The organism is Arthrobacter sp. ZGTC131, from assembly GCF_002929275.1.
GTDB lineage: Bacteria > Actinomycetota > Actinomycetes > Actinomycetales > Micrococcaceae > Arthrobacter.
Genome location: NZ_PJIK01000008.1, coordinates 24,013 through 35,279, shown reverse-complemented (window position 1 = coordinate 35,279; position 11,267 = coordinate 24,013). Strand labels below are relative to the sequence as shown.

Here is an 11,267-nt window from a genome sequence, read left to right as displayed (position 1 = left end):
AGGCATCGGGGCGTATAGCTCAGGCGGTTAGAGCGCTTCGCTGATAACGAAGAGGTCCCAGGTTCAAGTCCTGGTACGCCCACGGAACCTGCACAGGTTTCAAGTAGTTGAGGTGAGATTCGAATGAATCTGGCCGGAACGGGGTGCGTGTGAAGAAGTTGCTGGCTATTGCAGCTGCGGTCGCAGGCGTTCTGCTCTACAAGAAGGTGCAGGCATCCGAAGCCCGGAAAACGGTCTGGAGTAAGTCAACCGATACGGTTGAATAGTCCGGATCCCCGGTACGGAAGCTGGTCAGACGGCCTCCGGAACTAGGGTATGATTGACGGGTTGCTTCTTATGGGGGCATGGCGCAATTGGTAGCGCACCTGCTTTGCAAGCAGGGGGTTCGGGGTTCGAGTCCCCGTGCCTCCACCATAGGAAAGTCCCGGCCAGGAATGGCCGGGACTTTTGCTTTAGCGGGATTGCGCAGCCCTGAGCCGCCGCCCTCCGCCCTCAGCCGCCCCCTCCGCCCGCGGCTCTCGGCACTTGGCCGGCCGGACGCACAAGCGGACTCCCGGCCAGCTCAGTCAGCGGCCGCGGCCCACTACTGTGGAAGCGTGAACTTTTTCCTTGCAGCCCTGGGTGTCCTTGGCGTCGCGTCGTCGGGACCGCTCATCGCCGCTACGCTCGGTGCAACCACGGTGAGCGCCCTCGCCATCGCCTTTTGGCGCAACGCGATCGGCGCCGCCGTCATGGCCTCTCCCACGCTGATCAGGGAGCCCGCGCAGTTCGGCCGCATCACAGGCAGGGAATTCCGCTGGTCGCTCATTGCGGCGGTGGCGCTGGCCCTCCACTTCGCCTGCTTCATCACCTCCCTCCAGCTGACCTCGGTGGCTGCTGCCACTGCGCTGGTCTGCCTGCAGTCAGCGTGGATTGCCGTCATACAGCTCGTGCGCGGCGTCAGGCATCGCTGGCAGGTCCTGGTGGGGCTCGGGATAGCCTTCGGCGGCGTCGTGGCCATCACCGGCTTCGACATGGGCGCCTCACCCGAGGCGCTGCTGGGCGACCTGCTGGCGATGGCCGGCGGCCTCCTGGCCGGGATCTACACGCTGGCCGGCGGGAAGGCCCGCCAGAGCATGACCACGGGAACCTACACCGCGCTCTGCTACGGGATGTGCGCGGCGCTGGTGGCGGTGCTGGCGCTCTTCGCCGGCCAGCCGCTGGTGGGGTTCGACGCCGGCGGCTGGCTGGGGATCATCGCGATCACCGTCTGTGCCCAGTTGGTGGGGCACACCGCGTTCAACCATTTGCTGGCCACCATGAGCCCCCTGCTCGTCTCCATGATCATCCTGCTCGAGATCCCCGGGGCGGCCCTGCTTGCGGCGTTCTTCCTGCATGAGACGCTGCCGGCCGGTACGTACGGCGGACTCGCGCTGATCCTGGTGGGGCTCGCCGTCGTCGTGCTGGGCCAGCGGAACGGCAAGGCGGGGCGCGGCAGGCCCCCGGCGGAGCGCCCGCTGGCGGAGCTGGGCACCGACTGATTCCTGCTTGCGGGCGCGGCCTGAAGCTTTCCGAAGCGGGCCGGCTCAGACCGTGGTTGCGGCTACTGCCCGCCGCGGCGGGCGGGCTGGCTGGTGTTCACGGTGTGGATGGCGCGCAGCAACTTGGCCGGGAAGTAGACCGAGAAGAACACCACCATGGGTGCCTTCAGTGCCATTTTCTTCACATTATGGGCCTTGTACGTACGGTCAAAGCGGGTTACGTAATAGCGGTAGTCCCGCGGCGAGTCTTCGAGCCGGCGGGCCGACATGCCGGAGACCATCTGCGGCCAGTACTGGACCTTGAGGTCGTGGTCGGCCAGATGCAGGGACAGATCGATGTCCTCGTGCATCTCGTCCTTCTCATCACGGCAGGTCTCGTCCCGGATGGTCTCCCAGGCAGAACGCCGAAGCGCCATGTTCGAGCCGAACAGGAAGTGATACTGGTGCTTGGCCAGTTTCAGCATCAGCTGGCGCATCTTGTCGTCGGCCTTGAGACCGAAACGGCGCATGGGCATGTCGTAGTAGACCACCGGCCCGGTGGCGGCCTGTGTGGACGGGTCCGCAAACGCCTTCTGCACCTGCTCCACCCAGTCGGGCTCCACCACGGAGTCCGCGTCGATGCGGCCGAGGATTTCACCGGTGGCGTGGTTGAGGCCAAAGTTGCGTGTGGGGATGAGACCCTGGCTCGTGTCCTGGCTCAGCAGGATGATGGGGCTCTCCGGGTACTCCTGCTGCATCTGCAGCACGATAGCGGCCGTGCGGTCCTTGGACATGTTGTCCACCACGATGATCTCGTGGGCGGGCACGGACTGGTACACCGCGGCGATGAGGCACTGCCGGATGACGCTTTCCTCGTTGTATGCCGGTATGACGATGGATACGCCCGGCGGATGCGGAGCGTCTCGCGGGGAGTCCTCTGAAGATCTATCGGGTGACATCACCTCAAATTTAGCACCGATAGTTTTTCGCCCCGGCCGGTTCCGGCAACGTTGCTGTCTATTGCGGCCAGAGTTCGCGACTGGCTCCGCGGTGATATGGCAGGAGGGGCCCCGCCACCAGGCGGGACCCCTCCGGTTACTGCCCTACGGGCGCTTGACTAAGCCTTCTTGTCGGCACCGATCTCAGTGTTGGACGCGATGTTCTGACCTGCGCTCTTCGCGTCGGTGGCAACGGCGTCGGAATCCGCGTCCTCAGCTACGTGCTTTGCCTTGTCGAAGCCTTCAGCTTTGTCCTCCTCCAAGGAGGCCAACTCTTCCAATGAAGTCGACGTGGTTGCTGCCGGAACCGGGGCCGGCGTTTCAGCTGCCGGCGCGGATGCAACCGAAGCCGACGCAGCCTGCGTTGACGGCGCCGGGGTGACGGGTGCCGGAGTTTTCCAGGGATCTTCCACAGGCTTGGAAGCTTTCCAGGCCGCTACGCCGGCGGCCACCGCCGCGGCGATTACACCGACGATCAGGAGCCCGCGCTTCTTGGGCTTCTCCGGTTCTACCAGCGCCTTGCCGGTCACGGCCCTGCTGGCTTCGGAGGCTGCTGACTTCCAGTGGCCACCGGCCGCCTGCGCCTGTTCCTGCAAGGCGTGGATGATGCCGGCGTCGCCGAGCCTCTGGGCCACGGCGTCAACGCGGGCAGGAGTGCCCTCCAGCGTGCGGTGCACCACCTCGGAGGCGGTCCCGATCTGGTCCGAGAGGCGGGGAAGGTATTCCACCACCACGCGGTCGCGGGCTTGGGCAAGGACGGGAGTTGCCTTGTCCAAGGCCTCGTGCAGCCGCGGCGGGGTGCCCTCGACGACGTCGTGGATCTTGGGTGCCAGCTGCGCCAGTCCATCCTGGAGACGGGGTGTCACCGTTGCAACGCCGTCCGCCAGGTTGTGGGCTGCCGATTTGAGCCCTTCCTGGATCTTGGGGGAAGCGGTGTCAATGCCGTGCTGCAGGCGGGGCACAGCCCAATCGACTGCAGCCTCTACCTTGTCTTTTGCGGTCTCTACCGCTGAACTGACCGACAACTCCAGTTCGCGGGCAATACGATCCGATTTCTTCACAACTACCTCCCGATTAATGTGACGGCTCTGTCGCTAGCCTACGTTGATGATTGCCCGGGCTGCTATCGTTCCGGCGGATTCAAGGCCGATTTCACCCAACGCGGAACTGCCCTGCCAGCCCCTTCCGCGTTGACCCGCCGTGGAAGAATGGCCGTATGACTGCCACAGCAACTGCAAAAGCAACCATCCACACAAGCCTCGGCGACATCGTCGTGAACCTCTTCGGCAACCACGCGCCCAAGACCGTTAAGAACTTCATTGGACTGGCCACGGGCGAGCAGCCTTGGACTCACCCGGAAACCGGCGAAGACAAGACGGGTACGCCGCTGTACGACGGCACCATCTTCCACCGCATTATCAAGGACTTCATGATCCAGGCGGGCGATCCCCTGGGCCGCGGCGTCGGCGGACCGGGCTACAAGTTCGACGACGAAATCCACCCGGAGCTGACCTTCAATGCCCCGTACAAGCTGGCCATGGCGAATGCTGGCATCCAGATGGGCAAGGGAACAAACGGTTCGCAGTTCTTCATCACCACCATCCCCACCGACTGGCTGCAGGGCAAGCACAGCATCTTCGGTGAAGTTGCTGATGAGGACTCCAAGAAGGTTGTTGACGCCATCGAGAGCGTCCGCACCGGAATGGGCGATCGTCCGGTTGAGGACGTCAAGATCAACAGCATCGACGTCGAGCAGCTCTAGCCACACCATGAGCTATGGGATACCGGCGGCTGAGCCGTCCGCACAGATACCCGTGTGCCCACGGCACCCGGACCGGCCCTCCTATGTGAGCTGCCAGCGCTGCGGGCGCCCGGCATGCCCCGAGTGCCAGCGGGCGGCCGCCGTCGGATTCCAGTGCGTTGACTGTGTCAACGAATCAAAACGTACGACGCCGGCGGTCAGGACCGTCTACGGTGGCGCCGTTGCGTCCGATAAACCTCTGGTGACGTACGCGATTATCGCGCTGTGCGCCGTGCTGTATGTGCTGCAATGGCTCATACCCGGTGATGAGGTCTACCAGAACCTTGCCTTCGCCACCGTCTATGCCACCCCGGAGTACGGGGTGTTCGAACCCTGGCGCATGCTGACATCGGCCTTTCTCCATTCACAGGGCTTCATCCTGCACATCGCGCTCAACATGTACATGCTGTGGATGTTCGGCCAGGCCTTGGAACCGCTCCTCGGACGCATTCGCTTCCTTGCCGTGTATGTCCTGTCGGCGATCGGCGGCTCTGTCGGTTACCTCCTGCTGACACCGGGCTACGTGCCTGGCCAGCCGCTCACCGGCGTCGTCGGCGCCTCGGGAGCCATCTTCGGGCTGTTCGGCGCCATGCTCGTGGTGCAGCGCCACCGCGGCGGTGACACCAGACAACTCTGGGTGCTCATTGCCATCAACGGAGTCATCGGCTTCGTGGTCCCGCAGATAGCCTGGCAGGCCCACCTAGGCGGTCTAATCACGGGCGGTCTCTGTGCAGCCGCGATCGCCTACGCCCCGCGTGGACCCCGCCGAAACCTCATGCAGGCAGCTGGGCTGGCCCTGGTTGGGGCGCTGCTGATGGCGGCCACCTGGTACCGCGTCATGGCGGGCTGACCGCGGCCGCTCGCTCCACACGCGCATCTCAATCCCCGCCTACTTGCTCCGCAGTCCCGCGTAGACCCCGCTTCGTCTGAGGCGGGGTTTGTGGGTTAAACCCTGTTTTCCACAGGGGTTATCCACACTGTTGGTAACTTACACTGCTGTAGTTCAACCAGTGGAGTCCCAAATTCCGCGCGGACTGGCGGCTCGGCCAGCTCACGTTCCCGCGGGATCCACACATGTGGATAACTAGCTGTGGTGCGGTTGTGGTTAAGTGGACAACTTTGCTCGGGCATTCCTGTCCCGCCGCGCCGGAAGATAACGATCCCGGAAACGACGGGCAGCGAGCCCTGAACCACGGGCCGTGAGCCGTGCGCCCAGACTGCCGGGGAATAACGAGCGGGTAATGCCCGACAGAACTACGGGTGAACCCAAGGTCGCAGGCGACGATTGTCCACATTTTCAACAGGGTTATTCACAGTGTTAATAACTTACAAGCATGTAGTTCAAGGCTGGCATCGGCCTTGGGTGTCTACATCGCGGCGATCCCCCGCGGCTAGCCCACAGGTTATCCCCATCTGTGGATAACTTGTGGGTAGCTGCCTGTTGCTAAGTGGATAACTTCTCCGCGCGTGTAGTCTCGGACTAAGTTCCCGGCCGCGTGGACCCCCGCAGGCCGTGACCCGATATTGCGAGGAGTAGCCCGTGAGTAACCACGTCACAGAACACGTCTTCCTGGACAAGCAACACCCTGCAGCCTGGCGGGCGTTGAACGGCCTGGGGCTGAAGGCCAAGGAAGCTGCCCTGGAGGCGGGTCTAGATCCCAAGGTCATTGAACTACTGAACGTCCGCATCTCGCAGATCAACGGCTGCGCCTATTGCCTGGACATGCACGTGGCTGATGCTCTGACGGGCGGCGAGTCCCTCCAGCGGATCGCTGTACTGTCCGCTTGGCGCGACACGGCACTGTTCGACGGAGTTGAGCGCGCGGCGCTGGCTCTGGCAGAGAGCATCACGAACCTTCCTGAGGCCCGGGAAAGGGCCCTGGAGGACGGCTACGCTCGGGATCACCTGTCCGTCGAGCAGTACTCGGCCGTCAGCTGGTTGGCTATCGCCATGAATGCGTTCAACCGGGTGTCGATCACCAGCCAGCATCCGGTGCGCCGCCAACAGGACTAGTTATTCCCGCGTTATCCACAGACTTTCCACAATTGTTAATAACCCGCCAGCGACCCGGCGGTGGCAGGGAAGGCCTTGGTTCGCCATTGAGGGCGAAGGGGGCCTCGCGGCTTATCCACAGTGTGGATATCTTTACCAACATATGTGGACGGCGCTCTGGTTTGGATTGCAGCCCGGGTTGGGCGGAGCCCGTGTGTGGACGGCGCTCCGTTGTGGATGTGCGCTTGGGTCGGATTGATCGCGGGCCGGACGGCGCCGAAGCCTGGACAGGGCCGCCTCGCGCGCCGGGCGCGGTGGGAGCCACCAGCCGGTACGGCTAGCGCCAGACTCCGGACGTGCCGCGGCGATGGCTGTCCACGAGGTGGGTGTCCACCATGCCGATGGCTTCCATGAGGGCAAACATCGTGGTGGGGCCGACAAAGGCGAAGCCCTTTTTCCTCAGCGCCTTGGACAGCGCGATGGACTCCGGGGACGTCGTCGGCACATCGGCGTAGGTAACAGGCTCAGGAGTGGAGGCTGGCTGAAACTGCCAGATGAAGTCCACCAGCCCGCCCTCGGCACGCAGGGCGATGGTCGCTTGGGCGTTGGTGATGGCGGCGCGGATCTTGAGCCTGTTGCGCACGATCCCCGGATCCTGCAGGAGCCGTTCGACGTCGGCTTCGGTGAACGCAGCAACCGTCTCCGGATGGAAATCGTGGAAGGCAGCACGGAAGGCCGGACGCTTGCGCAGGATGGTGGCCCAGGACAGGCCGGCTTGGAATGCCTCTAGGCTGATGCGCTCGTAGAGACCCTGTTCGTCCCGGACGGGCAGGCCCCACTCGGTGTCGTAGTACTCGCGCATGAGGGGGTCCGACGACGCCCACAGCGGACGCGCCAGGCCATCGTCACCGATGATGATGCCTTCCACTGTTTTGGTGGTGGCGGGTCAGGAACGCCAGCGGGTGGTCATCAGGAAGCCGATGATGGCGATGCCGAAACCGGCCAGGATGTTCCATGATTCCCATGCCTGGACGGGAAGCTGCCCTTCGCTGATGTAGAACGTGATGATCCACAGCAGGCCTATGATCATCAGGCCGAACATGACCGGCTTAAACCAGACGGGATTCGGCTTGTAGGCCTGGGCGGAGACCGGCTCGGCCGCGCGGGCAGTCTTCTTACGTGGCTTTGACTCGGGCACATGTCCTCCTTGGCGGGCTGAATCAAGAGTGTGGACCGGGGCTTGATATCCTGCAAGGAGGAAATCGCCGGCGGTCGGGGCGCTCTTGGTCAAGTCTGAAGTCTTACTAGCAGCCAATTCTAGCTGTAGTTCAGGCCACCCAGGCGCCCGCCGCAACCGCCTTGGAGGAGAACGCGTGGTACTGCAGGAGAAGGTGGCGCCCGCCGCCGCGCCGGCCCCCGGCGTCGTGATCCTGCGCAGAGCAGTCCAGATCGTCGGCGAGCTGCTCATCACGGCCGGCATCGTGCTCCTGCTCTTTGTCGCGTGGCAGCTGTGGTGGACCAATGTGGCGTCGAACGCCAAGCAAAGCGAAGTGATCAAGGACTTCGCGCGGGAACTGGGCGGGCCTGTGACTCCTGCACCGGCCCCCAGCCCGTCAGCGTCTACACCCGGCACCACCGATTACGGGGCGCCAGTGGTCTCCAAGGCGCCCGGGCATGGCGGCACGATCGGCATCATGTATATTCCCCGGTTCGGTGAAAACTACACCCGGCCCATCGTCGAGGGAACCACGGGGGACGTGCTGGACACCCTCGGCCTGGGCCATTACGGCAGCACGTCCATGCCCGGGGCCGTGGGGAATTTCGCCGTGGCCGGCCACCGGCAGACGCACGGTGCCGTGCTGGACAACATCCACACCCTGGTGCCCGGCGACAAGATTTATGTCCAGACACGTGACGGTTACTACGTCTACGTGTACCGCAACAACCGGATCGTGATGCCCTCCGCCGCCGACGTCCTCCTGCCTGTGCCGTCGCAGCCGGGAGTCAAGCCCACGGAAAGCTTCCTCACCATGACCAGCTGCAACCCCCGGTTCGGGTCCCAGGAACGGATCATCGCGTACTCCCTGTTGGACCACTGGCAGCCGACCTCCGCAGGCCCGCCGGCGGAAATCGCGGCCCAGGTGGCGCGTGCCCGGGGGGAAGGCTGACATGTACGGTTGGATTTTCCGCCATCTGCCGGGCCCTCTCTGGCTCCGCATCATCACCTCAGTGGCGCTGATCGCCGGTGCCCTGTTCCTGATGGTCGAGTACCTGTTCCCTTGGATGTCCCAGTTCACCCAATTCACCGACTCAACGATTGGTGCGGCAAGCAACCCATGAGCACAACCAAGATCCTCGTCGTGGACAACTACGACAGCTTCGTTTACACCCTGGTGGGCTACCTCCAGGAACTCGGCGCCGAAACCACGGTGGTCCGTAACGATGACGTGACCCTTGCCGAGGCGACCGAAATGGCGGAAACGCGCGACGGCATACTCATCTCTCCCGGTCCGGGCTCGCCGGCCGAGGCAGGCGTCTGCATCGAGCTGATCAAATGGTGCGGGGAGCGCAGCAAGCCGATGTTCGGCGTCTGCCTCGGGCACCAGGCCCTCGCTGAAGCCTACGGCGGGATCGTGACACACGCGCCGGAGCTCATGCACGGCAAGACATCGCTGGTGCAGCACGACGGTGCCAGCGTTTTCGCCGGGCTGCCCTCCCCCGTCACCGCCACGCGCTACCACTCGCTTGCCGCCGTGCGGGAGTCAATTCCCAACGTCCTCGAAATCACCGCCGAGACCGCTACCGGTGTGGTCATGGGCCTGCAGCACCGGACCGCCCCGCTGTGCGGCGTCCAGTTCCACCCGGAATCGGTCCTTACCGAGGGCGGCTACCAGATGCTGGGCAACTGGCTCGAATCGCTCGGCATGAAGGGCGCGGCCGAACGCGCGGCCAAGCTCAGCCCCCTCATCCAGCACTAGGGCTGGCCGGACGGCCTGGCCGGCGGCCTGCCCGCGAGCCTGGCCGCCTGCACAGGCGCCATCTGGCAGCCGGTCAGCTCTTGGTCGGCGACGGGCTGGGCGTGGCTGACGGGCTGGGCGTGGGCTTCGGTGCGGGAGCCTTCGAAACCGTCACGGTGATGGATTTCCCCTGTTCCACGAGGGTATTGAGCGGATCGCTCTGGCCGGTCACCTTGCCGGGAACAACCTGGGAGTTCTCCACCTCACTGATCACAGCGCTCAGGCCGATCGCCTTGAGGGCAGCTTCCGCTTCGTCCCTCGTCATGCCCCGCAGTTCGGGCATCGCCACCTTGCCCGTGGAAACCACAATCTCCACCGTGCTTCCGACTGCCACCTGCTGGCCCGGCGCCGGCTTGGTGGTGATCACGAGGCCTCCCGGCACCGTTGCGCTGTTGGCCATGGTGGTGGACGGCGCTCCCACAAGTCCTGCCTGCCGCAGGATGTCGCGGGCGGCGGCCTCCGTCCGGCCAGGCAGCGTGTCCGGTATTTTGACGGCACTCGGACCCGCCGAGATATTCAGGACCACTTCAGAATCCGGTTCCAGCGTTGATCCCGCCGGCGGCGCTGTGCCGATCGCCGTGCCCTTTGCGATGGTGTCGTGCTGGACCCGCTTGATCTGCGGCCTCAATCTCGCGTCGTACAACAATTGCAGTGCTTCAGTTTCGGTCCGGGCCTCCACCGAGGGGATGGCCACCGTCACCGGCTGCGCCGGCGGCTGGTTCATCATGTTGTACAGCCACAGGCCGCCGCCAGCCAGGACCAGGAGGGTGAAAATCACAAAGGTGGCCATCCAGGCGCGACGGCGGGACTTCTGCACCCCGGTGCGCTCCCGTTCTCGGGGGAGGCCAAGGGGCAGGTCCTCCTGCTCCGCCGTCTCATAGACGGAAGCAGCCTGCGCCGGCAGCACGGCGTCGTCTCCGGTGCCGTGGGGCGGACGGAGCCGCCCGCCGGGAGCGTCATCAAGGAAGCTGGCACCGGTCACGGAAAAAGCTGCGGTAGGCGGTGTCCCGTGGGGCTCCGGGATGTGGTCATTGGGGTCTGTCGGCGCCTCACTTGCTGACAAGGCGGGCACGGCAATGCCGTTCTTCGCGGCCCGGAGCGCGCGCCGGAAAGCTGCAGCATCCTGGAAACGGTCCGCGCGGTTTTTCTGCAACGCCTTCGCCAGGACGCTGTCCAGGGCCGCGGAAACTTCGGGATTATGGCTGCTGGCCGGTTCCGGGATCTCGCGGACATGCTGATAGGCCACCGAGACGGGACTCTCACCAATGAACGGCGGCCGGCCGGTCAGCGTTTCGTACAGCAGGCAGGCCGCCGAGTACAGGTCGCTGCGCGCGTCCACGGTTTCACCGCGGGCCTGTTCCGGGGAGAGGTACTGTGCCGTGCCCACCACTGCCTGCGTCTGGGTCATGGTGGCGGAGGAGTCCGCCATTGCCCGTGCAATGCCAAAGTCCATGACCTTGACCGTGTCCGAGTTCTCGCAGAACATCACGTTGGCCGGCTTGATATCCCGGTGCACGATTCCGGCCTTGTGGCTGTACTCCAGCGCTGACAGAACGCCCAGGGTGTAGTCGACGGCCTGGTCAATGGTGATGTCCTTTGACCTGATGAGGTCACGGAGGGTCTTGCCGGATACGTATTCCATCACGATGTAGGGAACGCGTACCTGGTCATGGGCATCGCCGGGCACCGCATGGTCGCCGGTGTCGTAGATGGCGACGATGGAGGGGTGGTTCAGGGCAGCGACGGCCTGCGCCTCACGCTTGAACCGGGCCTGGAACTGCGGGTCCCGGGCAAGGTCGGGACGCAGCAGTTTGATGGCAACGGTCCGTCCCAGGCGTGTATCGACGCCACGGTGGACGTCGGCCATGCCTCCGCGGCCTATGAGCTCCCCGAGCTCATAGCGCCCGTTGAGGACACGCTGTGTCGTCACAGGGATGCTGTCCTCCCGGTGCGACGGAG

Annotated in this window: 13 protein-coding genes and 2 tRNA genes; 10 read left to right on the top strand and 5 right to left on the bottom strand. The window is 64.5% G+C overall.

Annotated elements, in window-relative coordinates; all coding sequences use genetic code 11:
- The first annotated feature begins 8 nt into the window (after positions 1 to 8).
- The 4 genes from CXQ90_RS11485 to CXQ90_RS11475 all read left to right on the top strand — a co-directional run bounded on the left by CXQ90_RS11485 (position 9) and on the right by CXQ90_RS11475 (position 1,520).
- Positions 9 to 82 (top strand) — tRNA-Ile (locus CXQ90_RS11485).
- A gap of 61 nt (positions 83 to 143) precedes the next feature.
- Positions 144 to 266, top strand: coding sequence for a DLW-39 family protein (locus tag CXQ90_RS22640; RefSeq protein WP_308470551.1), 123 nt, complete (start codon positions 144 to 146; stop codon positions 264 to 266).
- A gap of 72 nt (positions 267 to 338) precedes the next feature.
- Positions 339 to 414: transfer RNA gene (locus CXQ90_RS11480), tRNA-Ala, on the top strand.
- A 182-nt stretch (positions 415 to 596) separates the two neighbouring features.
- On the top strand, positions 597 to 1,520 hold the full coding sequence (locus tag CXQ90_RS11475; protein ID WP_181038536.1) for a DMT family transporter: 924 nt from the start codon (positions 597 to 599) through the stop codon (positions 1,518 to 1,520).
- A 62-nt stretch (positions 1,521 to 1,582) separates the two neighbouring features.
- On the opposite strand, the gene CXQ90_RS11470 is transcribed toward CXQ90_RS11475, so the two are convergent.
- Together CXQ90_RS11470 and CXQ90_RS11465 are read right to left on the bottom strand one after the other, a co-directional pair.
- Positions 1,583 to 2,458: a glycosyltransferase family 2 protein gene (locus CXQ90_RS11470; protein WP_104139264.1), complete on the bottom strand. Its 876-nt coding sequence runs from the start codon at positions 2,456 to 2,458 to the stop codon at positions 1,583 to 1,585.
- A 158-nt stretch (positions 2,459 to 2,616) separates the two neighbouring features.
- On the bottom strand, positions 2,617 to 3,558 hold the full coding sequence (locus CXQ90_RS11465; RefSeq protein ID WP_104139262.1) for a hypothetical protein: 942 nt from the start codon (positions 3,556 to 3,558) through the stop codon (positions 2,617 to 2,619).
- A gap of 155 nt (positions 3,559 to 3,713) precedes the next feature.
- On the opposite strand from CXQ90_RS11465, the gene CXQ90_RS11460 reads away from it, so the two are divergent.
- The 3 genes from CXQ90_RS11460 (at position 3,714) to CXQ90_RS11450 (ending at position 6,312) form a co-directional block, all read left to right on the top strand.
- The gene (locus tag CXQ90_RS11460; protein WP_104139261.1) at positions 3,714 to 4,259 is read left to right on the top strand and encodes a peptidylprolyl isomerase; all 546 of its coding nucleotides are present in this window, start codon (positions 3,714 to 3,716) and stop codon (positions 4,257 to 4,259) included.
- 7 nt (positions 4,260 to 4,266) lie between these two features.
- Positions 4,267 to 5,148, top strand: coding sequence for a rhomboid family intramembrane serine protease (locus CXQ90_RS11455; RefSeq protein WP_104139259.1), 882 nt, complete (start codon positions 4,267 to 4,269; stop codon positions 5,146 to 5,148).
- Between the two features lie 690 nt (positions 5,149 to 5,838).
- Positions 5,839 to 6,312 carry a carboxymuconolactone decarboxylase family protein gene (locus CXQ90_RS11450; RefSeq protein WP_104139258.1) on the top strand — a complete coding sequence of 158 codons (474 nt, stop codon included), beginning with the start codon at positions 5,839 to 5,841 and terminating at the stop codon, positions 6,310 to 6,312.
- 316 nt (positions 6,313 to 6,628) lie between these two features.
- Here CXQ90_RS11450 and CXQ90_RS11445 read toward each other — a convergent pair whose 3' ends face one another.
- Together CXQ90_RS11445 and CXQ90_RS11440 are read right to left on the bottom strand one after the other, a co-directional pair.
- Positions 6,629 to 7,219: a DNA-3-methyladenine glycosylase I gene (locus CXQ90_RS11445; protein WP_104139256.1), complete on the bottom strand. Its 591-nt coding sequence runs from the start codon at positions 7,217 to 7,219 to the stop codon at positions 6,629 to 6,631.
- Positions 7,220 to 7,237: 18 nt separating this feature from the next.
- On the bottom strand, positions 7,238 to 7,489 hold the full coding sequence (locus tag CXQ90_RS11440) for a cell division protein CrgA (protein WP_104139255.1): 252 nt from the start codon (positions 7,487 to 7,489) through the stop codon (positions 7,238 to 7,240).
- A 175-nt stretch (positions 7,490 to 7,664) separates the two neighbouring features.
- Between CXQ90_RS11440 and CXQ90_RS11435 the strand changes: the two genes are divergently transcribed.
- Genes CXQ90_RS11435 through CXQ90_RS11430 form a run of 3 tightly spaced genes read left to right on the top strand, consistent with a single transcriptional unit; the run spans position 7,665 to position 9,269 of the window.
- Positions 7,665 to 8,459, top strand: coding sequence for a class E sortase (locus CXQ90_RS11435; protein WP_104139253.1), 795 nt, complete (start codon positions 7,665 to 7,667; stop codon positions 8,457 to 8,459).
- Between the two features lies 1 nt (position 8,460).
- Positions 8,461 to 8,631, top strand: coding sequence for a hypothetical protein (locus CXQ90_RS22400; RefSeq protein ID WP_181038535.1), 171 nt, complete (start codon positions 8,461 to 8,463; stop codon positions 8,629 to 8,631).
- Complete coding sequence (locus CXQ90_RS11430) at positions 8,628 to 9,269, top strand: aminodeoxychorismate/anthranilate synthase component II (RefSeq protein WP_104139252.1); 642 nt, start codon at positions 8,628 to 8,630, stop codon at positions 9,267 to 9,269. Before CXQ90_RS22400 ends, CXQ90_RS11430 begins: the two co-directional genes overlap by 4 nt.
- A gap of 73 nt (positions 9,270 to 9,342) precedes the next feature.
- Here CXQ90_RS11430 and pknB read toward each other — a convergent pair whose 3' ends face one another.
- Entirely contained in the window at positions 9,343 to 11,238 is a 1,896-nt protein-coding gene (gene pknB / locus CXQ90_RS11425; protein WP_258064501.1) for a Stk1 family PASTA domain-containing Ser/Thr kinase, read from the bottom strand.
- Between the last annotated feature and the right edge of the window lie 29 nt (positions 11,239 to 11,267).